This is a genomic window from Arthrobacter hankyongi (assembly GCF_022012395.1).
GTDB lineage: Bacteria > Actinomycetota > Actinomycetes > Actinomycetales > Micrococcaceae > Crystallibacter > Crystallibacter hankyongi.
The window spans coordinates 444,811-466,154 of sequence record NZ_JAKLTQ010000001.1 but is presented as its reverse complement, the minus strand read 5'-3'; the positions used below and the strand labels follow the sequence as shown (position 1 = coordinate 466,154).

Sequence of the window (21,344 nt, the reverse complement as noted above, 5' to 3'; positions counted from 1 at the left end):
TGACTCTTACGGAGATTTGCGTGAGCTTGAACCAGCTTGACCGTGTTCCCATCCGCCGGGCCCTGATCTCGGTGTACGACAAGACCGGGCTGGAGGAGCTGGCGCAGGGCCTGCACGCGGCCGGGGTCAGCATTGTCTCTACCGGGTCCACGGCCAGCAGGATTTCCGCCGCGGGCGTTCCGGTCACCGAGGTGTCCGAGATCACCGGCTTCCCGGAATGCCTGGACGGCCGTGTGAAGACCCTGCATCCGAAGGTGCACGCCGGCATCCTGGCGGACCGCCGGCTGGAGGACCACGTGCAGCAGCTCAAGGACCTCGAGGTGGAGCCCTTCGACCTGGTGGTGGTGAACCTCTACCCGTTCGTGCAGACGGTGAAGTCCGGCGCCAGCCAGGACGAGGTGGTGGAGCAGATCGACATCGGCGGGCCGTCCATGGTGCGCGCCGCGGCCAAGAACCACCCGTCCGTGGCGATCGTGGTCGACCCGGCCAAGTACGGCGAGGTTGTGGAGGCCGCCACGTCCGGCGGCTTCGACCTGAAGACCCGCCGCCGGCTGGCCTCCCTGGCCTTCGCCCACACGGCCGCCTACGACACGGCGGTGGCCAAGTGGACCGCCGCGCAGTTTGGCGACGACGCCGAAGCGGCCGAGGTGCCCGCCTTCCCGCCGTACGCGGGCCTGGCGCTGGAGCGCTCCGAGTCCCTGCGCTACGGCGAGAACCCGCACCAGGCCGCGGCGCTCTACGTGGAAGTGGGCGCGGAGCCCGGCATCGCGCAGGCCGAGCAGCTGCACGGCAAGGCGATGAGCTTCAACAACTACGTCGACGCCGATGCCGCCGTACGTGCCGCCTTCGATTTCGCCGATCCTGCCGTGGCCGTGGTCAAGCACGCCAACCCGTGCGGCATCGCCGTCGCTTCCCCGGATGCCGCGGACCCGATCGCCGATGCGCATGCCAAGGCCCACGCGACCGACCCGGTGTCCGCCTTCGGCGGCGTCATCGCCGCGAACCGCCCGGTGACCAAGGCGATGGCCGAGACCGTGAAGGGTATCTTTACCGAGGTCGTCGTTGCCCCGGCGTTCGAGCCCGAGGCCGTGGAGATCCTCTCCGCCAAGAAGAACATCCGCCTGCTCGCCCTGCCCGAGGGCTTCGCGCGGGACGCCGTGGAATACAAGCAGGTCTCCGGCGGCATGCTGCTGCAGGCCTCGGACCGGATCGATGCCGACGGCGACAGCCCGGCGAACTGGACGCTGGCCGCCGGCGAGGCCGCCGACGAGGCAACCCTGGCGGACCTGGCCTTCGCCTGGCGTGCGGTGCGGGCAGCGAAGTCCAACGCCATCCTGCTCGCCGCCAACGGCGCCGCCGTGGGCATCGGCATGGGCCAGGTCAACCGCCTGGACTCCTGCCGGCTGGCCGTGGAGCGGGCCAACACGCTGGGCGTGGCGGTCGAGTCCGGCGCCGACGCCGCAGGCGGTGCCGCCAACGTCGAAGGTTCCGCGGCTCCGGAGCGGGCCCGCGGCGCCGTCGCCGCCTCGGATGCGTTCTTCCCGTTCGCCGACGGCCTGCAGATCCTGATCGATGCAGGCGTCAAGGCCGTGGTCCAGCCCGGCGGCTCGGTTCGCGACGAGGAAGTGGTCGAGGCCGCGAAGGCGGCCGGTATCACCATGTACTTCACCGGCGCACGCCACTTCTTCCACTAGCGAGGTCCGTACGACGGCGGGTGCCCGGCTTTGTTAAGCCGGGCACCCGCCGTCGTACGCGTCCGGACGGTCTCCTCGGGTAAATTGGGAATGTTGAGATCAGACCAGATTTCCTGATACCCGTAGACCTTGCAGGGAGACGCCTCACAAATGGCCAAGATTATCTATACCCACACCGACGAAGCGCCGATGCTGGCTACCCATTCGTTCTTGCCGATCATCGAGGCCTATGCTTCGACCGCCGGTGTGGAAGTGGAAACCCGCGACATCTCGCTGGCGGGCCGGATCATTGCCGCCTTCGGTGATTTCCTCACCGCCGAGCAGCGGATCGGCGACGCCCTGGCCGAGCTGGGCGACCTCGCCAAGAAGCCGGAAGCCAACATCATCAAGCTGCCGAACATCAGCGCGTCCATTCCGCAGCTGAAGGCAGCCATCGCCGAGCTGCAGGGCCAGGGCTTTGCCCTGCCGGACTACCCTGACGATCCCTCCTCCGACAAGGACAAGGAGATCCGGGCCCGCTACGACAAGATCAAGGGCAGCGCCGTCAACCCGGTCCTGCGCGAAGGCAACTCGGACCGCCGCGCCCCGCTGTCGGTGAAGAACTACGCCCGCCAGAACCCCCACACCATGGGTGCCTGGAGTGCCGATTCGAAGACCAACGTCGCCACCATGGACGCCGATGACTTCCGCTCGAACGAGAAGTCCGTGATCATCCCGGCCGACGGCACAATCAAGATCCAGCACGTGGCCGAGGACGGCACCGTGACGGTCCTGAAGGACTCCTTCCCGGTCCTGGCCGGCGAGGTGGTGGACGGCACCGTGATGCGCGCCGCCGCCCTGGACAAGTTCCTGGCCGCCCAGGTGGCCCGCGCCAAGGAAGAGGGTGTGCTGTTCTCCGCCCACCTGAAGGCCACCATGATGAAGGTCTCCGACCCGATCATCTTCGGGCACGTGGTCAGGGCCTACTTCCCCGACCTCTTCGCCAACTACGGCGAGCAACTGGCCGCTGCGGGCCTGAGCCCGAACAACGGCCTGGCCGCCATCCTCAACGGCCTTTCCGAACTGCCGGCCGACGTGCGCGAAGGCGTCGAGGCTGCGATCAAGAAGGGCTTCGACGAGGGCCCGGCGCTGGCCATGGTGGACTCCGACAAGGGCATCACCAACCTGCACGTGCCCAGCGACATCATCGTCGACGCCTCGATGCCGGCCATGATCCGCACCTCCGGGCACATGTGGGGCCCCGACGGCAAGGAAGCGGACACCCTGGCCGTGCTGCCGGACAGCTCCTATGCCGGCATCTACCAGGTGGTCATCAACGACTGCCGCGCCAACGGCGCCTACGACCCGACCACCATGGGCACCGTGCCCAACGTGGGCCTGATGGCCCAGGCCGCCGAGGAATACGGCAGCCACGACAAGACCTTCGAGGTCGAGGCCGCCGGCACCGTGCAGGTGGTCGACGGCGACGGCAACGTGATCATCGAGCACGAGGTTGCCCCGGGCGACATCTGGCGCGCCTGCCAGGCCAAGGACGTGGCGATCCGCGACTGGGTCAAGCTCGCCGTCACCCGCGCCCGCGCTTCCAAGACGCCTGCCGTCTTCTGGCTGGACAAGACCCGTGCGCACGACGCGAACCTGATCACCAAGGTGACCGAATACCTCAAGGAACACGACACCGAGGGCCTGCAGCTCGAGATCATGGCGCCGGAGGAGGCCACCGCCTTCACCGTGGAGCGGATCCGCAAGGGCGAGGACACCATCTCGGTCAGCGGCAACGTGCTGCGCGACTACCTCACCGACCTGTTCCCGATCCTCGAACTGGGCACCAGCGCCAAGATGCTCTCCATCGTGCCGCTGCTCAACGGCGGCGGCCTGTTCGAGACCGGTGCCGGCGGCTCCGCCCCGAAGCACGTGCAGCAGTTGGTGAAGGAAAACCACCTGCGCTGGGATTCGCTCGGCGAGTTCCTGGCCCTGGCTGCCAGCTTCGAGCACCTGGCCGTCACCACGGGGAACAACCGCGCACAGGTGCTGGCGGACACGCTGGACCGCGCCACCGGTACCTTCCTGCTGGAGAACAAGTCCCCGAGCCGCAAGGTAGGGGAGATCGACAACCGCGGCAGCCACTTCTACCTGGCCCTGTACTGGGCCCAGGAGCTGGCCAAGCAGACCGATGACGTCGAGCTGGCCAAGGCCTTCGCGGCCGTGGCAGAGGCGCTGAGCGCCAACGAGCAGGCCATCAACGAGGAGCTGCTGGCGGTCCAGGGATCCGCGGTGGAACTCGGCGGCTACTACCGTCCGGATGAGGCCAAGGCCTCGGCCGTGATGCGCCCGTCGGCGAAGCTGAACGAGGTCCTTGCCACGCTCAGCTAGCGCCGAGGGACCCGCCGCGAGCTTGCGAGCGGCGGAAGGCACGACGCGCAAGTAGGCGCCGCACGGCACGGCGGCCCCGCACTTCCCTCGGGAGGTGCGGGGCCGCCGTCGTTTCGTCCGTTCGTGTCCGGTTTTGGCGGCTCCGGGCTGCTACGCCGTCGGGGAGTCGGTGACGTTCTCCTCCGCTGCCGCCTCGATCACCGGTGCCGCGGTAGCGACCTCGATCTTGCGCGGCTTGGCCCGTTCGCTGACCGGGATGGTCACGCTCAGGACGCCGTTCTCATACCGTGCCGAGATGGCATCGATGTCGATGCCCTGGCCGAGGTTGAGCTGGCGCAGGAACGAGCCGCTCTCACGCTCGCGGGTCAGCCACTTTACCCCTTCGGCGCTGCGCAGCGTGCGCTCGGCGCGGATGGTGAGCAGCTGTCCGTCGACGTCGATGTCCACCGAGCCGGGGTCGATGCCCGGCAGGTCCGCGGCCAGGATGTAGTGGTCGCCCTCGCGGTACAGGTCCATCGGCATCTGGCGCAGGCCCGGGCGGCCCTCCAGCAGGGACCCGGCGACGCGGTCCAGTTCACGGAATGGGTCAAATCGCACGGCCATTGTGTCAACTCCTTCGCAGTGTCGCCCCTCGCCGGAGCGGCTATCAAGGTGGATGTCTAGTTAGTTGAGTCATCTTTACTCAACTATTTTTAGAGGTTAGCACTCCAGTTGGGGGAGTGCCAGAGGGATTTTTCCTGCTGTGGGCGAACAGGCGCGACGGCGGTCAGGCCCAGGGATATCCGTCGGTCCTGCGTGAAGGAGCTGGGCGACATGTCGTCCCCCATACTGCTGCACCGGAAACTTGGCGGCATGCCGCGACGCATTGCGGCCGTCACCGGGGTTGATCGTGCCTACGGCAGCGGCCAGTCATGGACAGGCACGTTGCGATGCATGTTCTCCCAGTAACAGCGGGTCATCTCGGTCAGCGCGGCGCTGCGGTCCAGACCTTTGCCTTCGAACCGGCGGACGGTGGCGATCTGCCAGGCCGCCCCGTTCTGTTCCGACTGTGTCCGGGCGCGCAGCACGTCCAGGTACCTGCCGATCAGTTCCTCGTCCACCTTCAGCTGCGACAGGCCGTCGGCGGCCATTGGCAGCAGGTGGCGCAGGATCAGCTCGGTGACCGGCATGTCGCCGACGCCCGGCCAGTACACCGAGGCTTCCAGCCCGTTCCGGGCGCAGGCGAGGAAGTTGTCGGCGGCGGTCTTGAAGGCCATCCGGGTCCAGAGCGGGCGGTCCGCGGTCCGGAGCACACGGACCAGGCCGAAGAAAAAGGCCGCATTCGCAACGGTGTCCAGCACCGTGGGGCCGGCCGGCAGCAGCCGGTTTTCCAGCCGCAGGTGGGCCTGGTCCTTCCCCGGATCGTAGATCGGCCGGTTCCAGCGGTAGACCGTGCCGTTGTGCAGCAGCAGTTCGGGCAGCAGCGGGGCGCCGGCGGGAGTGCGCCGGCTGGCGCCGCGCGCGAGTTCCGGCAGCAGGGCGGGGAAGTAGCGGACGTTTTCCTCGAACAGATCGAAGATGGAGGTGATCCAGCGCTCCCCGAACCAGACGCGCGGCCGCACGCCCTGATTGCGCATCTCCGGCGGCCGCGTGTCGATCGCCTGCTTGAACAGTTCGATTCGTGTCTCGTGCCAGAGCAGGGTCTCCATGAAGATGGGGGAATTGGCTGCCAGCGCCACCTGCGGGCCGGCGATGACCTGGGCGGCGTTCCAGACCGGGGCGAATTCCTCCGGCCGGACCTGCAGGTGCAGTTGCACGCTGGTACAGGCTGCCTCCGGGGCGATGTTCTTGGCATAAAAGGACAGCGACTCGATGCCGCGAAGCTCCAGCAGTACGTCTTCGCCGCGGGCCTGAAGCACCGAGGTATTCAGGGCCGCATAGCGCTTGCCGGCACTGAGCCAGGACATGTCCTCCACCAGTTCGCGCTTGAGCGTGGGCAGGATGCCGATCATCAGGATGTCCGCATCGGCCGCGGCGGCACGCTCGTCTGCGCGGTTGAGCTGGGATCGCAGGCTGTCTTCGAGCTGCCTGAGTCCCTGGCCGCCGATGGACAGGGCCGGATGGTTCAGCTCGATGTTGAACTTGCCGATCTCGGTCTGGAACGCCGGATCGGCGATGGCCTCCAGCACCGCCGCGTTGCGCAGGGCGGGGGAGAAGTCCGCGTTGGCCAGGTTCAGCTCCAGTTCCATTCCGATGGTGCCGGTGGCGGCGAACTGCCCGGTGGCCAGGTAGCCGGCGAGGGTTTCGAGGTTCTCCAGCAGGCGCTGCCGGTACCTGGTCCGCTGCTCCCGGCTGAAGGTCTTGGACTTGACTTCTGCGCCCATGCTTGAGGGTAACCATGATGGCGGCCGCTTGCATAGCGTTCGGCGGCCGCCCCGACCCTCGCAGCGCTTCACGCCTCCCCGCTGCTCGCAAGCTCGCAGCGGGTCCCTCGGCGCTTGCTTCGGGCTGGGGACCCCTGCCGCCTCACTTTCCGGCGGCCGCCCCGACCCTCGCAGCGCTTCACGCCTCCCCGCTGCTCGCAAGCTCGCAGCGGGTCCCTCGGCGCTTGCTTCGGGCTGGGGACCCCTGCCGCCTCACTTTCCGGCAGCCGCCCCGACCCTCGCAGCGCTTCACGCCTCCCCGCTGCTCGCAAGCTCGCAGCGGGTCCCTCGGCGCTTGCTTCGGGGCGGGGACCCCTGCCGCCTCACTTTCCGGTGGCCGCCAGTCAGGTCTCGCGGGTGATTTCCTCCAGCTTCCCCTGCGAGAGCCGGAAGCGCCGGTCCGTGCGCGCGGCCAGAGACCGGTCGTGGGTGACCACCAGGATGGTGGTCTCCTGCTTCCGGGACAGGTTCCGCAGCAGCTCGATGATCAGGTCCCCGGTCTGCTCGTCCAGGTTGCCGGTGGGTTCGTCCGCGAGGATCAGCTTCGGGTGGTTGGCCAGCGCCCGGGCGATGGAAACGCGCTGCTGCATGCCGCCGGACAGCCGGTTGGCCTTGCGGTCATGGACCTCCGGGGGCAGCTCCACCGTAGTCAGCAGCTCGGCTGCCCGCGCCGCGCGTTCGGCCTTGGGAACCCCCGCGAACTCCATCGGCAGCATGACGTTCTCCTTGGCCGAGAGATTGGGCATCAGGTTGTACTGCTGGAACACGAACCCGATATCGTCCCGGCGGTAGGCGGTCAGCTTGCGGTCCGGCAGCGAGGTGATATCAACGTCGTTGACGAGCACCTGGCCGCTGTCGGCCTTGTCCAGGGCGCCGAGGATGGACAGCAGCGTGGACTTGCCGCTGCCGCTCTTGCCCACGATCGAGGCGAAGGAGCCCTGCGGCAGCGTCAGCGAGACGTCGTTGACGGGGGTGAGCAGCGTGTCGCCGCTGCGGAATTGCTTGACGATATTGCGTACCTGCAGCATGGGTCATTCACCTCGGAGTACTTCGATGGGACGGATCTTCGCGGTCAGCAGGGCCGGCACCAGCGAGCCCAGGACGGCTACCAGCAGTACGGCCAGCAGGCCGAGGGCCAGCGTGCCCGGACCCAGAGTGGCGGCCAGGTCACCGATCAGGGCCGTGCCCTGGCCAAAGCCGCCCCCGCCGCCGGGACCGCCGAACCCGCCGTCGGGGCCGCCGGGGCCGGCCGCGGCTGCGGAAGCGGTGCCGGAGGAGACCAGGGCGCCGGCAATGCCGCTGCTGCCGGCGGCCGCGACGCCGGTGCCCAGCACGGCAGCGAGGATGACGAGCACCAGGGACTCGAACACGAACTGTACGCCGATGGTCCGGTTCGGGGCGCCGATGGCCTTGAGCACGCCGATCTCGTGCCGGCGTTCGCGCACGATCATCACCATGACCAGCAGGATGATCAGTCCGGCGGTGACCAGCGAGACAATGAAACCGGTCAGGGAGATCTTCTGGACGCTGGCCAGCGAGTCCACCGCCGAATCCAGACCCCGGGAGCCGGCGCTGACGTCGGCGCCGTCGCCGAGAGCCGCGGTGAGCGACTGCTGGGCGGAGTCCATGTTGTCGATGCTGTCCACCACAGCGGTGATGGTGCTGAGCTCGCCCGTCTGGCCGGCGAGCTTCTGGACCGCGGCCAGCGGCAGGTAGACGGCGTTGTTGTCAAAGGCGGTGCCAGCGTCGAAGATGCCGGCTACGGTGAACTTTCGTTCCAACGCGGTAAACGTGTCGCCGACGGCGAGCTTGTTCTTCTCGGCCAGTCCGGTGCCGATCAGGGCCTGGGTGGAGGTGGTCTTGAAGTCGGTCAGCATGCTGCCGGAGGTGATGCTGATAGCCTGCCCGGAAGCATCGACGGCGCTGCCGATGCCGGTGGCGGTGACTGGCAGTGTGAAGGCGGGCCTGGCCGTGCCGGCCGCGCCTGCGTCCGTGCCGGAGCCGCCGGCGCCGGACTGGTTCTGCCGGTTGCCCAGCGTGCCCGGAACAACGGCGGATTCCAGACTGGTGGTGCCTGCGGTACCGCCGCCCGGACCGAAACCACCGGAGCCCTGCGCCGAGGTGCCGGCCGTGGAGTCTTCGCTGCCCAGCCGGACCGCCAGGGTCGGGATGACCGCCGAGACATGGTCGGCTGCAGCGGCGGTCTCCGCGTCCGCCGTCGTGAGCGGTTCGCCGCCGCCCTGGAAGCCGCGGGCGCCGGCCGGGTTGATGGTCAGCGCGTTGCCCGCGCTGGACTTCAACTCGGTGATCTTCCCGGCCACTGCCTGGTTTGCCACCAGCATGGACAGGGCCAGGCCGATGGCCACGGCCAGGATGATCACGACGGCGCCGCTGCGCACTTTGTTGCGGAACGCATTGCCCACACTCCGGGCCAAGACATTCATAAATCCTCCAGGTCGCTTGTGCGGCACCCCTGATGGGATGCCGCGAATGCGAGTCTGGCAAGGCAATCTGTGCGCAGCTGGTGGCAGTTGTAGCACTTAGCTGTGCGCCGGCTGGGAGCTTGCTGGGAAACTCAGTCCACTGCGGGGATGCGGTCGTTGACGTAGCTGACGCCCAGCTGGGCCCGCACACCGTCGAACAGCCGCATGGTCTTGAGGGTGTGTTCCCACGGCATGGTGGGGCTGGCAACCAGACCGGCCTGGATGCAGCGGGTGACTTCGCGGAGCTGGTAGGTGAAGCCGTTGCCGATCTGCCCGAACCGTTCGGTCCGTGACGGGCCGCGGTGTTGTTCGATGACAAGTTCGGTGGGGTTGTGCAGCGGCGAATCGGTGCGCAGCCAGCCGTGCGAGCCTGCCACGGTGGCCGTGCGTGGGGACCAGGCCAGCAGGGAAGAGGTCAGCTGGGCCTGCGCGCCGGAACTGTAGGTCAGGGTCAGCGCGTTCTGGTCGTCGATGCCGTCATCGTTCACGTGCCCTATGGCAGTGACGGTTTGCGGGTAGCCCAATGACCCCAGCGCCCAAGTCAGCGGGTAGACGGTCAGATCCAGCAGGGCGCCGCCGCCGGCCGCCGGATTCCACAACCGGGAAGTGACATCGTACGGGGCGGGGAAGCCCAGGTCCGCCTGGACCCAGTGGACGGTGCCCAGCTCGCCCGAGGCGATGATCTGCCAGGCCCGGTTGATGGCCGGCAGGAAACGGCTCCAGATGGCCTCCATCAGGAACAGCCGGCGGCTTCGGGCCAGCTCGATCAGTTCGGCAGCCTCGCGTGCATTGATGGCGAGGGACTTTTCGCACAGCACATGTTTGCCCGCTTCCAGGGCCCGCCGGGCGATCTCGTAGTGCTGCCCGTGCGGAGTGGCCACGTACACCACGTCCACCGCGGGGTCGGCGAAGAGCTGGTCGTAGCCGCGGGACCGTTCGGTGTCGAAGTAGCTGGCCGCGAAGCCGAAACGTGCGCCGAAGTCGAGCGCGTTGGTCTCGCTGCGCGAGCTGACCGCCTGCAGCACGGCGTCTTCGAGCCGGTCGATGTCCTCGGTGACCCGGCCTGCCATCCGTCCGGTGGAGACCACGCCCCAGCGCAGCGGGCGGCCGGTGGCCTCCAGCGGGCTGGGCGCCCCCGGTTCGGCGCTGGGCGGAGGCACGATGTGCGTCATGGGTCAATCATTCACGCCGGTGCCGCCGGCGTCCATGGGCCGGACCCCGGCGGGTGCGTCGCCGTCGCCGGCCCCCGGCAACCTGGGCGGGATGCCCCCTGCAACTTGGGCGGGATAGTTGCAGTTATCCGGCCGGATAACAGCATCTATCCCGCCCAAGTTTGGGGGGATTGGGGGGACGGGAGGGAGTGTGGGGACGGTCAGGCGTTGGCTTCGCGGTGCGCCTTGGCCAGCTCCACATAGTGGGAGGCATTGCGCAGCACGGACTGGTATTCCTCATCGGTCAGTTCCCGGCGCACCTTGGCAGGCACACCGGCCACCAGCGAGCGCGGCGGGACCTCGGTGCCTTCGAGCACGACGGCGCCGGCGGCCACCAGCGAGCCTGCGCCGATGACGGCGCCGTTCATGATGGTGGCGCTCATGCCTACCAGGCAGTTGTCCTGGACCGTGCAACCGTGGATGACCGCGGAGTGGCCCACGCTGACGCCGTCGCCGACGGTGCAGGGGAAGCCGGCATCGGCGTGCAGGACCACGTTGTCCTGGAGGTTGCTGCCACGGCCGACCCGGATGGGGGCGCTGTCGCCGCGGACGGAGACACCGTAGAAGGCGCTCGACTCGGCGGCGAGGACAACGTCCCCGCTGAGCGTGGCGGTGGGCGCGACGAAGGTTGACGGGTCGACGGCCGGGGTCTGCCCGGCGATGGTAATAATGTGGGCCATGGCACCAAGCCTAAGGGACGCTCAGGGTTTGGCGAGGACGAGGAACCGGTACCGGCCGGCGCCGTCGGCAAGGTCCCATGCGGTGAAGCTGCGGATATCCCCGTGCGGCTCGAAGAGGCTCTTGACCATTTCGTCGCTGCGCGGACTGTCGAACCCGCCGGTGTCTTGGCCCTGAAGCCCAGTGCGCAGACCTATCGCCAGCGGGGCACCGGGCCTGAGCACGCGCATGATCTCGGTCATCACGCCGTACATGTCGGTATTGGACACCTCCACCAGCGCATCCATGGCCCAGGCGGCGTCGAACGTTCCGCCCGCGAAGGGCAGTTCGGCCGGGGTGCCCACCACGGCCTCCAGGTGCCTGGCCCGGGCCAGGTGGATGTTCTCCTCGGAGGGGTCCAGACCCACGTAGTTGATCCCGGCGGCGACGAAGGCGAGGCCGTCCTCGCCGGTACCGCAGCCGATTTCCAGCACCTGGTGCCGGTGGGCGGCAACCAGGGCGTCGATGAAGGAGTCCCGTTCGGCCGTCAGCCTCGGGTCCGGATGATGCAGCTCCTGGTTGCCCATGCACAGACTCTACGGCACGTTCCGGGGCGGATCAGGTCCCGCCTGGCGTGGTCAGTTGAAGATGACGGTGCGGGTGCCGTCCAGCAGCACCCGGTGCTCGGCATGCCACTGCACCGCCTGGGCCAGCGTGCGCGCCTCCACGTCCCGGCCCAGGGCCACGAACTGTTCGGCGGAGCGGGCATGGTCGACCCGGATGACCTCCTGCTCGATGATCGGCCCTTCGTCCAGGTCCGGGGTGACGTAGTGGGCGGTGGCGCCGATCAGCTTCACGCCGCGTTCATGGGCCTGGTGGTACGGCCGGGCGCCCTTGAACGAGGGCAGGAAGGAATGGTGGATGTTGATGGCCTTGCCCTGCAGATCGGTGCACAGCTGGTTGCTGAGGATCTGCATGTAGCGGGCCAGCACCACAAGTTCGACGTCGTGTTCGGTCACCAGTTTGCGCAGCTGCTGTTCGGCCTGTTCCTTGGTGTCCGCGGTGACCGGGATGTGGTGGAAGGGGACGCCGTAGAATTCGGCGAGCCCGGCCAGGTCCGTGTGGTTGGAGACGATCGCCGGGATGTCGATCGGCAGCGTGCCAGAGCGCTGCAGGAAGAGCAGGTGGTTCAGGCAGTGCGCGGAGGTGGAGGCCATCAGCAAGGTGCGCATCTTCGCGCCCTCGCGGTGCAGGCCCCACTCCATGTCAAAGGATTCGGCAACCGGCCGCAGCCGCTCCTGCAGCTGGGCCTGGTCCATCCCCGTACTGACGGCCACGCGCATGAAGAATCGGCCCGAGGCCGGGTTGCCGTACTGCTGCGAATCCACGATGTTGCAGCCGGCGTCGGCCAGCACGCCGGCGACGGCGGCAACGATCCCCGGCCGGTCCGCGCAGGACAGGGTCAGGTTGTAGGCAATCTCGGTGCTGGGCCGGGGGCCGGCCGTGGGTGTTTCGCTCACGGACCCCAGCGTAGCCGCAGGGGCCCCGCCCGAGCGAAGCGAGGGTGGGGGTGTGGCGGAGCGGTAGCCGCAGGGGCCCCGCCCGAGCGAAGCGAGGGTGGGGGTGTGGCGGAGCGGTAGCGTTCGCCGCCTGCCCCAGGCCTCACAGGCTCGGCACGGCGGCCCCGGGAGGCTTTCTTGCCGGGGTCGCGCTCAGGCCCCGGCCGGGACGGAAGCCGGCGCGGCAGCCGCGCCGTCGTGCCGGTCCGCGGCCAGGAAGCGGACCGCCGCGGCCGCAGCGGCGCGCCCGGCCCTGGTAGCGCCCACCGTGGAGGCCGACGCCCCGTAGCCGACCAGGAACAGTCCCGGCCGCCGGGGCACGGTGACGCCGTCCGTGCCCATCAGGATGCCGCCGCCGGGTTCGCGCAGGTGCAGCGGAGCCAAGTGGTCCAGCGCGGCGCGGAAGCCGGTGGCCCAGAGGACGGCATCCACCGGCTCGGCCGACCCATCGGCGAAGACCACACCGTCGGCGGTAAGGCGTTCGAGCCGGCCACGGGAGACCAAGACGCCGGACTCGATCCCGGCCCGGTACATCTGGTTCAGCGGCAGCCCGGTGGCAGCCACCACGCTCAGCGGCGGCAGTCCGGCCCGGGTCCGCTCGTTGACCTTGCGCTCGACCTCGACGCCCCAGCCGGCATCGAACGGGGCGGTCGTGAATTCGGGCGGGCGGCGGGTGGACCACAGGGTGCGGGCGCCGGCGGCGTCGAGCTGGAGCAGGAACTGCAGCGCCGAGGTGCCGCCGCCGACCACCAGCACGCGCTGGCCGCGGAACTCGTCCGCGCTGCGGAAGTCGTGGGTGTGCAGCTGGCGGCCGCGGAACTGTTCGCGCCCCGGGTACCACGGCCAGTACGGGCGGTCCCAGGTTCCGGTGCCGTTGATGACCGTCCGCGCCAGCCATTCGCCGCCGGCTGTGCGCACGCGCAGCCGGCCGCTGCCGGCGTCCCCCACCGCCTCGGCGCGCTCTGGCCGGTGCACCGGCAGGCCGAAGCGGCGTTCGTAGCTGCCGTAGTAGCGTGCGACGACGGCGGAGGCCGGCTCGGCGGGGTCCGGCACCCCGAGGGGAAGTCCGGGCAGGTCATGCAGCCCGTGCGCGGCGTCGAAGGTCAGTGACGGCCAGCGGTGGCGCCAGGCGCCGCCGGGGCCGGCATTGGCGTCCAGGATGACGTAGTCCCGCTCCGCGGCCAAACCGAGCCGCTGCAGGTGCCAGGCGGCGCTCAGGCCTGCCTGTCCCGCGCCGATGACGACCACACTGCGTGTGTCCATGGACAGTGCCTCCCGCTGCAGAATTTGTTGAAGGATCAACATTCATGCCGTGTAACCGCGCGGGCCGGACCGATATTCCGCGCGCTCGGATAGGATGGGCCGTGTCGCGACTGGCGTTAGGTGGGGCACCATCAGGAAGCGGCAGCGGAGCGCGGCGGGCGGGTCCCGGCCGCGGGATGCACAGTGCAGACCACGGATCGCACGCCTGGGCCGGGGGTCAAGTCGTAACCGGATCCTGTCATCCGGCGGACACGCAATGCGCGAGCCCGTCTGCAGCCGGTAGCCTGACCTGTAGCAAAACAACCCCATCCAGGAGATCTCCGTGACGTCTTCCACCACCTCGGTCACCAACCTTCCGCTGTCCGAAGTCGACCCAGAAATTGCTGCTGTCCTCAAGGACGAGCTCGGCCGCCAGCGGGACACGCTGGAAATGATCGCTTCCGAGAACTTCGCGCCGCGTTCGGTGCTGGAGGTCCAGGGCTCGGTCCTGACCAATAAATACGCCGAGGGCTACCCGGGCCGGCGCTACTACGGCGGCTGCGAGTACGTGGATGTGGCCGAGAACCTGGCCATCGAGCGGGTGAAGGCCCTCTTCGGTGCCGAGTTCGCCAACGTCCAGCCGCATGCCGGTGCGCAGGCCAACGCCGCGGCCCTCGCGGCGCTGATCGAGCCGGGGGACAAGATCATGGGCCTGTCGCTGGCCCACGGCGGGCACCTGACCCACGGCATGAAGCTGAACTTCTCCGGCAAGCTCTACGAAGTGGCCGCCTACGGCGTGGAAGAAGACACCCACCGGATCGACATGGACCGGGTGCGCGAGCAGGCCCTGGCAGAGCGGCCGAACGTGATCATCGCCGGCTGGTCCGCCTACCCGCGCCAGCTGGACTTCGAGGCGTTCCGGTCCATCGCCGACGAGGTCGGCGCCTTCTTCTGGACCGACATGGCGCACTTCGCCGGCCTCGTGGCCGCCGGGCTGCACCCGAACCCGGTGCCGCACGCCGACGTCGTGACCTCCACGGTGCACAAGACGCTCGCCGGGCCGCGCTCCGGCGTGATCCTGGCCAAGGAGCAGTTCGGCAAGAAGATCAACTCCAACGTCTTCCCGGGCCAGCAGGGCGGCCCGCTGATGCATGTCATCGCGGCCAAGGCCGTGGCCTTCAAGATCGCCGCGTCGGAGGAGTTCCGCCAGCGCCAGGAGCGCGTGCTGGAAGGCGCCCGCATCCTCGCCGACCGTCTGGCCGCCCCCGATGTCGCCGGAGCCGGAGTCTCCGTACTCACCGGCGGCACCGACGTGCACCTAATCCTGGTGGACCTGCGCAACTCCGAACTGGACGGCAAACAGGCCGAGGACCTGCTGCATTCGGTCGGCATCACGGTCAACCGCAACGCCGTCCCGTTCGACCCGCGCCCGCCGATGGTCACCTCCGGCCTGCGCATCGGCACCCCCGCGCTGGCCACCCGCGGCTTCGGCGCCACCGAGTTCGAAGAGGTCGCGGACGTCATCGCCACCACGCTCAAGGGCGGTGCCGACGTCGAGGTGTTGCGCAAGCGTGTGGCCAAGCTGGCCCAGGACTTCCCGCTGTACCCGGGCCACGAGGAATGGTGAACATGAACATCTACACGAACCCGCAGCCGGCCCGGATCCTGGACGGCAAGGCCACGGCGGCAGCGATCAAATCCGAGCTGGCCGAGCGTGTGGCCGCGCTGCGCGCCCGCGGCATCGTCCCCGGTCTGGGCACTGTGCTGGTGGGTGCGGACCCGGGCAGCCAGTGGTATGTGGCCGGCAAGCACCGCGACTGCGCCGAGGTGGGCATCGAGTCCATCCGCCGCGACCTGCCGGAGAACATTTCGCAGGAAGAGCTCGAGGCCGTCCTGGACGAGCTGAATGCGGACCCGGCCTGCACCGGTTACATCGTGCAGCTGCCGCTGCCCAAGCACATCGACACCAACCGCATACTCGAGAAGATCGATCCGGCCAAGGACGCGGACGGGCTGCACCCGACGAACCTGGGCCGGCTGGTGCTGAACGTGAACGAGCCGCTGGATTCGCCGCTGCCGTGCACCCCGCACGGCTGCGTGGAACTGCTGCTGCGCCACGACATCGAGCTGAAGGGCAAGAAGGTCCTCGTGGTCGGCCGCGGTGTCACCGTGGGCCGCCCGCTGGGCCTGCTGCTGACCCGGCGCAGCATCAACGCCACGGTCACGCTGGCGCACACCGGTACCGAGGACCTCGCCGCAGAACTGGGCCAGGCCGACGTCGTGATCGCCGCCGCCGGGATGCCGCACATGATCCGCGCCGAGGACCTCAAGCCCGGCGTCGTGGTGCTGGACGTAGGCGTGAGCCGCGTCGAGGACGAGGACACCGGCAAGTCCCGCGTGACCGGCGACGTCGATCCGGAGGCCCGCAGCGTGGCCAGCTGGCTGTCGCCGAACCCGGGCGGCGTCGGACCGATGACCCGCGCCATGCTGCTGGCCAATGTGGTGGAGGCCGCCGAGCGCCAGGCCGGCTGACCCGCCGGGCACCCGCAACGCAGGGAAACGGTAGGAAGGCAAGGGGAGGTACTCCGGTGGGAGTGCCTCCCCTTGCCGCGTCTGCGGCGCCGGGAGGGGCTCATCCCGATCGGATGATGCGTCCGCACCCGCGGGCATGCACCATGGGTGGGTGATCGACTCGGCAGCCCGGAACCCATCCACCGACGGTACCGCCGCGACGTTCTTCGAGGACCTTGGCCGGCGTGGCAGCGAGCCACTGTTGCGCAAGGTCTCGGGGCGCATCCGGTTCGACCTGGTTGACGGCGCAGCCACCGAGTCCTGGCACCTGACCGTGGACCAGGGCGAGCTCACCGTTGCGCGCGGGTCCGCCCCGGCGGACTGCATCATCCGTGGCGAACGATCGGTCTTCCAGGAGCTGGTCGGGGGCCGCAGGAACCTGATGGCGGCGGTGCTGCGGGGTGCCGTGGTGTGCCACGGTGATCTCGAGCTGCTGCTCGCGATCCAGCGGATTTTTCCGGCCCCGCCCCCGGGCTGGGACCCGGCGGCCGGCACGAGGAGCGCGTGATGGGCGAGCAGCTGGTGAAGATCCTCAACGGCAACACCTTCGTCGTCAGCGATGAGCGGGGTGACATCGAGGCTTCCCCGTCGGACCCGACGGGGCTGTTCTCCTTCGATACACGGTTCTTGTCGAAGTGGGTGCTCACCGTGAACGGCGACCGTCTGACGTCGCTGTCGACCGACGACCTGCAGTACTACGAGTCCCGGTTCTTCCTCGTCCCCGGGGTGGGCAGCGTCTATGTGAACGCGACCCTGTCGGTAATCCGCCGGCGTTCGGTTGGCAACGGATTCCACGAGGAGATGTTGTTCCTGAACCACGACGCCGCGCCGGTCGATCTGACGGTGCGGATCGAGGCTGATTGCGATTTCGCGGATCTGTTCGAGATCAAGGACGCGCTGCAGAAGAAGGGGTCCTACAGCAGGCAGGCGGATGAAGGGTCGCTGGTCCTGACCTACCGCCGCGACACGTATGAGCGGTCGACGGCGATCTCGTCGTCACAGCCCTGCGCGTTCGACGACGGCGGGCTGACGTTTGCGGTCAGGATCGAACCGCATGAGTCCTGGACGACCGAACTGGATGTCGCCATCGATGTACCCGGACAGATAGCGGAGGGCGACACCCGGTCAATCAGGGACCAGGTGAAGCGGCCGATCACGAACATGGCAAGGAATCTCGCCCGGTGGCTCGACGGTGCGCCGCGGCTCGAGTGTGACTGGGAGACACTGTCCAGGACCTACCGGCGGAGCCTGATCGACCTGGCGGCGCTCCGTTTCTCGCCGCTGACCGCAGGGGGCCGCAGCCTTCCGGCCGCCGGTCTGCCGTGGTTCATGACGATGTTCGGGCGCGACAGTATCTTCACGAGCCTGCAGGCGCTGCCGTTCACCGCGGAGCTGGCGGCGACGACGCTGCGCGAGCTCGGATTGCGCCAGGGCACCCGAGTCGACGACTTCCGTGACGAGGACCCCGGCCGGATCCTGCATGAGATGCGCTACGGCGAGATGACCGCGTTCGAGGAGCGCCCGCACTCCCCGTATTTCGGGGCCGCCGACGCCACGCCGCTGTACGTGGTCCTGCTCGACGAGTATGAGCGGTGGACCGGCGACGCCGACCTCGTGCGCGAGCTCGAGCATGAGGCACGCGCCGCGCTGCACTGGATCGATACCTACGCCGATCTCCAGGGCAACGGTTACATCGCCTACCAGCGGCGCAATGTCCAGACCGGCCTCGAGAACCAGTGCTGGAAGGATTCCTGGGACTCGATCTCCTACCGCGACGGCACACTGCCCGGCTTTCCGCGCGCCACCTGCGAGCTGCAGGGCTACGCCTACGACGCGAAGGTCCGCGGCGCGCGGCTGGCACGCGAGGTGTGGCACGATCCCGTACTTGCCGCCCGGCTCGAAAAGCAGGCCGCCGAGCTGAAGCAGCGTTTCAACCGTGACTTCTGGGTCGCCGATGGTGGGTACTTTGCGATCGCCCTCGACGCCGACGGGCGCCAGGTCGACTCGCTTACCTCGAACAATGGCCACCTCCTGTGGAGCGGCATCGTCGATGAGTCGAAGGCCAGGGCCGTGGCCGGGCACCTGATGGGCGACCGGCTCTTCACCGGCTGGGGGATCCGGACGCTTGCCACGGGGGAGAGCCGGTACAACCCCATCGGCTACCACAACGGGACCATCTGGCCGTTCGACAACTCGTTCATCGCGTGGGGACTGCGCCGCTACGGCTTCAAGGACGAGGCCGCCGTGGTGGCAGCCGGCATCCTCGAGGCGTCCAGGTTCTTCGACGGACGGCTGCCCGAGGCGTTCGGAGGATATCCGCGGTCGATGACGAAGTACCCGGTGCAGTATCCCACCGCGTGCAGCCCCCAGGCATGGTCCACGGGGGCGCCGCTGCTGCTGCTGCGCACCATGCTCGGCCTGGAACCGGTGGGCGAGCACCTCGTGGTGGATCCGGCGCTGCCCTATACCATCGGCCGGCTTGAACTGCTTGACATTGCGGGCCGCTGGGGGAGGATCGACGCCTTTGGCCGCGGCCGTGTGGATACGTCGCGTGCGACCGGCGGCCCGGGCGGACCGGACCGCTGACCGTCAGCCCGACGGTGTACCAGGCCCGGGCGGTCCGGACAACAACGAGGGGGCGGTCCCGGACACCCGGAACCGCCCCCTCGCCGCGTTCAGGACCTTAGACGGTGGCCTTGGCCCGTTCGTTCACGGCGGGCCGGCGCTTGTCGAACACGGTGGCGCCGACTTCCTGCTCGGCCTGGTTAGTGATGGACAGGTCGATGCCGCGGCGGTCGCGCAGGGCGAGCACAGCCAGGATTGACACGACCGTCATGCCTAGCAGGTAGAGCGAAACGGCGGTGCTGGTGCCGGTGGCGTTGATCAGCGCCTGGGCAATAGTCGGGGCGAAGGCGCCGCCGAGGATCGCGCCGAGAGCGTAGGAGATCGAGACGCCGGAGAAGCGGACCGAGGCCGGGAAGATTTCCGCATACCAGGCGGCCTGCGGACCGTAGCCGAGACCGAGGCCGACGGTGAACAGGGCCAGCGCCAGGTAGAGCATGGCCAGCGAGCCGGTGTTGATCAGCCAGAACAGCGGGAAGACGGTCAGCAGCTGGGCGGTGAAGCCGATCAGGTAGGTTTTGCGGCGGCCGATCTTGTCCGCGAGGAACCCTGCCATCGCGGTCCAGAAGAACCAGCATGCGGAGGCAAAAGTGATCGCGAGCAGCACGTCGGTGCGCTCCAGGCCCACGGCCGGGCTGGTGGCGTAGCTGGGGATGAAGCCACCGGTGGCCATGTAGCCGGCGGCGTTGTTTCCGGCGAACACCAAGGCGGCGAGGATGACCAGCAGCCAGTGCTTGCGGAACAGCTCCGCGATCGGGACCTTGGTCTGCTGCTTCTTCTCGGCGATCTCCAGGAACACCGGGGACTCGTCCACGGCCCGGCGGACGAGGTAGCCGACGATGATCAGCACGAAGCTGAGGAGGAACGGCACGCGCCAGCCCCACTCGAGAAACGCTTGGCCGGGAGAGATGACGCCGGTCATCAGCGTGGTCACGCCGGAAGCCAGCAGCATGCCCAGCGGCACGCCCAGCTGGGGGAATGCGCCCGCACGGCCGCGGCGGTCCGCCGGGGAGTGCTCGACGGCCATCAGGACCGCACCGCCCCATTCGCCGCCGGCAGAGACGCCCTGCAGGATGCGCAGCAGCAGCAGCAGGACCGGGGCCATGACACCGATGTTTTCGTAGGTGGGAAGCACGCCGATCAGGGTGGTCGCTGCACCCATCAGGATCAGGGTGATGACCAGCATCCAGCGCCGGCCGATCTTGTCCCCGTAGTGGCCGGCCAGGAACGCTCCCAGCGGGCGGAAGAGGAAGCTGATGCCCACGGATGCGAATGCCAGCAGCAGGCCGATCGACTCACCGGCCGGCTCGAAGAACAGGTGGGCGAAGACCAAACCGGCGGCCGTGGCGTAGATGAAGAAGTCGTACCACTCGACGGTGGTCCCGATGATGGTCGCGAAGGCCACACGCCGCTGGTTGGCGGCCGAGGAATGGCCTTGTGACTTTGTGCTCATGTTCAGAATTCCTTGCTCGAAGACCACGCTCGGTGGCCGGCGCCGCGATTCAGAAAATATTTGAAGGTCTCAACTATTGAGTTTCCTAGGTGTCCAGTGTCACACTTCTCCTTCATTTAGTAAACTTCAGAAAACTATGGAACTTCTTCGGATGGACCGAAATATTGGCTGACTTCACCCTGCGACAGCTCGAGCTCTTTGCCGCCCTGCCGGAGCATCCCACCCTCAGCGCCGCCGCGGCCGCGCTGCACATTTCCGAGTCCGCCCTCTCCCAGGCCATCTCCGCGCTGGAACAGGCCGTCGGCGAGCAGTTGTGCGTCCGGCGCAAGGCGCGCGGTCTGCAGCTGACCCCGGCCGGGCAGTTCTTCGCGCAGGGCGCCCGCCGCCTGTTGCACGACGCCGAAGGACTGGTCAGCGACCTGGCCGGGACCTCCGGCCGGCTCAAGGGCCCGGTCAAACTCGGTGTCTTCGCCAGCTTTGCCAGCAACGTGGTGCCGGCCATCCTGGAAGGCTTCCCGGCGCGGCACCCGGAGGTCATCGTGGACGTGACGGTTGGCACCCACGATGACCTGCTGCCGGCCTTGGACGCCGGGCTGCTGGATCTGGCCATCGTGTACGACATGCTCCTGCCGCCGGGCTATGCGCAGCGGGACATCTACGCGACCGAGCTGATGGCCGTGCTGCCGCCGGACCACCGGTTCGCAGGCCTGGAAGCCATCGACCTGGCCCTGCTGGCCCCCGAGCCGCTGATCATGTACGAATCCAGCCCGAGCACGTCCAACACGCAGCGGCTTTTCGCCGAGCGCGGCCTGCGCCCCAACGTCGCCACCGCCATGCCGGAGGTGGTGCTCGTCCAGGCGCTGGTCGGCCGGGGGCTGGGCTATGCCCTGCTGATGTCCCGGCCGAACCAGCCGCCGCAGACCATCGAAGGCCGGCAGGTGGTGGTCCGGCCGCTGTCCCCGCCGGCCAGCCGCACCTCGGTGGTGGCGATCTGGCCGGACCAGACCAAACTCACCCGCCGTGCCGAAGCCCTGCTGGATTATGCGGTTGAGGTGCTGCAGTTGCCGGCAGGCTAGCGGC

The 21,344-nt window shown here is 68.5% G+C and carries 17 protein-coding genes; 7 read left to right on the top strand and 10 right to left on the bottom strand.

The features are described 5' to 3' along the window. The first annotated feature begins 20 nt into the window (after positions 1 to 20). Both purH and LVY72_RS02025 read left to right on the top strand, forming a co-directional pair. Positions 21 to 1,694, top strand: coding sequence for a bifunctional phosphoribosylaminoimidazolecarboxamide formyltransferase/IMP cyclohydrolase (gene purH / locus LVY72_RS02030; RefSeq protein ID WP_237817776.1), 1,674 nt, complete (start codon positions 21 to 23; stop codon positions 1,692 to 1,694). 150 nt (positions 1,695 to 1,844) lie between these two features. Beyond that, the gene (locus tag LVY72_RS02025; protein WP_237817775.1) at positions 1,845 to 4,064 is read left to right on the top strand and encodes an NADP-dependent isocitrate dehydrogenase; all 2,220 of its coding nucleotides are present in this window, start codon (positions 1,845 to 1,847) and stop codon (positions 4,062 to 4,064) included. Between the two features lie 150 nt (positions 4,065 to 4,214). Here the strand turns inward: LVY72_RS02025 and LVY72_RS02020 are convergent, their stop codons facing one another. From LVY72_RS02020 to LVY72_RS01980, 9 genes are all read right to left on the bottom strand, one after another. Beyond that, a complete protein-coding gene (locus LVY72_RS02020; RefSeq protein WP_237817774.1) occupies positions 4,215 to 4,667 on the bottom strand; it encodes an Hsp20/alpha crystallin family protein in 453 nt (150 codons plus the stop codon). 290 nt (positions 4,668 to 4,957) lie between these two features. Then, on the bottom strand, positions 4,958 to 6,427 hold the full coding sequence (locus tag LVY72_RS02015; RefSeq protein WP_237817773.1) for a glutamate-cysteine ligase family protein: 1,470 nt from the start codon (positions 6,425 to 6,427) through the stop codon (positions 4,958 to 4,960). A gap of 383 nt (positions 6,428 to 6,810) precedes the next feature. Next, the gene (locus LVY72_RS02010; protein WP_237817772.1) at positions 6,811 to 7,494 is read right to left on the bottom strand and encodes an ABC transporter ATP-binding protein; all 684 of its coding nucleotides are present in this window, start codon (positions 7,492 to 7,494) and stop codon (positions 6,811 to 6,813) included. 3 nt (positions 7,495 to 7,497) lie between these two features. After that, a complete protein-coding gene (locus tag LVY72_RS02005) occupies positions 7,498 to 8,910 on the bottom strand; it encodes an ABC transporter permease (protein WP_237817771.1) in 1,413 nt (470 codons plus the stop codon). Between the two features lie 131 nt (positions 8,911 to 9,041). Then, positions 9,042 to 10,121, bottom strand: a complete 1,080-nt coding sequence (locus LVY72_RS02000) for a Gfo/Idh/MocA family protein (RefSeq protein WP_237817770.1) — start codon at positions 10,119 to 10,121, stop codon at positions 9,042 to 9,044. A 200-nt stretch (positions 10,122 to 10,321) separates the two neighbouring features. Continuing rightward, positions 10,322 to 10,840: a gamma carbonic anhydrase family protein gene (locus LVY72_RS01995; protein WP_237817769.1), complete on the bottom strand. Its 519-nt coding sequence runs from the start codon at positions 10,838 to 10,840 to the stop codon at positions 10,322 to 10,324. A gap of 21 nt (positions 10,841 to 10,861) precedes the next feature. Continuing rightward, complete coding sequence (locus tag LVY72_RS01990; protein WP_237817768.1) at positions 10,862 to 11,404, bottom strand: class I SAM-dependent methyltransferase; 543 nt, start codon at positions 11,402 to 11,404, stop codon at positions 10,862 to 10,864. 51 nt (positions 11,405 to 11,455) lie between these two features. Next, positions 11,456 to 12,337 carry a formyltetrahydrofolate deformylase gene (purU, locus tag LVY72_RS01985; RefSeq protein ID WP_237817767.1) on the bottom strand — a complete coding sequence of 294 codons (882 nt, stop codon included), beginning with the start codon at positions 12,335 to 12,337 and terminating at the stop codon, positions 11,456 to 11,458. Between the two features lie 192 nt (positions 12,338 to 12,529). After that, positions 12,530 to 13,639 (bottom strand): NAD(P)-binding domain-containing protein, encoded by a 1,110-nt coding sequence (locus LVY72_RS01980; RefSeq protein WP_237817766.1) that lies wholly within the window; start codon positions 13,637 to 13,639, stop codon positions 12,530 to 12,532. A gap of 316 nt (positions 13,640 to 13,955) precedes the next feature. On the opposite strand from LVY72_RS01980, the gene glyA reads away from it, so the two are divergent. From glyA to LVY72_RS01960, 4 genes are all read left to right on the top strand, one after another. Next, positions 13,956 to 15,245 (top strand): serine hydroxymethyltransferase, encoded by a 1,290-nt coding sequence (glyA, locus tag LVY72_RS01975; RefSeq protein WP_237818159.1) that lies wholly within the window; start codon positions 13,956 to 13,958, stop codon positions 15,243 to 15,245. A gap of 2 nt (positions 15,246 to 15,247) precedes the next feature. After that, positions 15,248 to 16,150, top strand: a complete 903-nt coding sequence (locus LVY72_RS01970) for a bifunctional methylenetetrahydrofolate dehydrogenase/methenyltetrahydrofolate cyclohydrolase (RefSeq protein ID WP_237817765.1) — start codon at positions 15,248 to 15,250, stop codon at positions 16,148 to 16,150. A gap of 151 nt (positions 16,151 to 16,301) precedes the next feature. Then, a complete protein-coding gene (locus tag LVY72_RS01965) occupies positions 16,302 to 16,697 on the top strand; it encodes an SCP2 sterol-binding domain-containing protein (protein WP_237817764.1) in 396 nt (131 codons plus the stop codon). Then, positions 16,697 to 18,775 carry an amylo-alpha-1,6-glucosidase gene (locus LVY72_RS01960; protein WP_237817763.1) on the top strand — a complete coding sequence of 693 codons (2,079 nt, stop codon included), beginning with the start codon at positions 16,697 to 16,699 and terminating at the stop codon, positions 18,773 to 18,775. The genes LVY72_RS01965 and LVY72_RS01960 overlap by 1 nt, the downstream gene beginning before the upstream one ends. A 97-nt stretch (positions 18,776 to 18,872) precedes the next feature. Here LVY72_RS01960 and LVY72_RS01955 read toward each other — a convergent pair whose 3' ends face one another. Further along, complete coding sequence (locus LVY72_RS01955) at positions 18,873 to 20,264, bottom strand: MFS transporter (protein WP_237817762.1); 1,392 nt, start codon at positions 20,262 to 20,264, stop codon at positions 18,873 to 18,875. Positions 20,265 to 20,428: 164 nt separating this feature from the next. Here LVY72_RS01955 and LVY72_RS01950 point away from each other — a divergent pair, with 164 nt between their 5' ends. Beyond that, the gene (locus LVY72_RS01950; RefSeq protein WP_237817761.1) at positions 20,429 to 21,340 is read left to right on the top strand and encodes a LysR family transcriptional regulator; all 912 of its coding nucleotides are present in this window, start codon (positions 20,429 to 20,431) and stop codon (positions 21,338 to 21,340) included. Positions 21,341 to 21,344: the final 4 nt, after the last annotated feature.

What these genes read in the sequence shown, in the direction of transcription:
- LVY72_RS02025 (WP_237817775.1), top strand. Translation starts at nt 1,845, where the DNA reads ATGGCCAAGATTATCTATACCCACACCGACGAAGCGCCGATGCTGGCT.
- LVY72_RS02020 (WP_237817774.1), bottom strand. Translation starts at nt 4,667, where the DNA reads ATGGCCGTGCGATTTGACCCATTCCGTGAACTGGACCGCGTCGCCGGG.
- LVY72_RS02015 (WP_237817773.1), bottom strand. Translation starts at nt 6,427, where the DNA reads ATGGGCGCAGAAGTCAAGTCCAAGACCTTCAGCCGGGAGCAGCGGACC.
- LVY72_RS02010 (WP_237817772.1), bottom strand. Translation starts at nt 7,494, where the DNA reads ATGCTGCAGGTACGCAATATCGTCAAGCAATTCCGCAGCGGCGACACG.
- LVY72_RS02005 (WP_237817771.1), bottom strand. Translation starts at nt 8,910, where the DNA reads ATGAATGTCTTGGCCCGGAGTGTGGGCAATGCGTTCCGCAACAAAGTG.
- LVY72_RS02000 (WP_237817770.1), bottom strand. Translation starts at nt 10,121, where the DNA reads ATGACGCACATCGTGCCTCCGCCCAGCGCCGAACCGGGGGCGCCCAGC.
- LVY72_RS01995 (WP_237817769.1), bottom strand. Translation starts at nt 10,840, where the DNA reads ATGGCCCACATTATTACCATCGCCGGGCAGACCCCGGCCGTCGACCCG.
- LVY72_RS01990 (WP_237817768.1), bottom strand. Translation starts at nt 11,404, where the DNA reads ATGGGCAACCAGGAGCTGCATCATCCGGACCCGAGGCTGACGGCCGAA.
- LVY72_RS01980 (WP_237817766.1), bottom strand. Translation starts at nt 13,639, where the DNA reads ATGGACACACGCAGTGTGGTCGTCATCGGCGCGGGACAGGCAGGCCTG.
- LVY72_RS01970 (WP_237817765.1), top strand. Translation starts at nt 15,248, where the DNA reads ATGAACATCTACACGAACCCGCAGCCGGCCCGGATCCTGGACGGCAAG.
- LVY72_RS01960 (WP_237817763.1), top strand. Translation starts at nt 16,697, where the DNA reads ATGGGCGAGCAGCTGGTGAAGATCCTCAACGGCAACACCTTCGTCGTC.
- LVY72_RS01955 (WP_237817762.1), bottom strand. Translation starts at nt 20,264, where the DNA reads ATGAGCACAAAGTCACAAGGCCATTCCTCGGCCGCCAACCAGCGGCGT.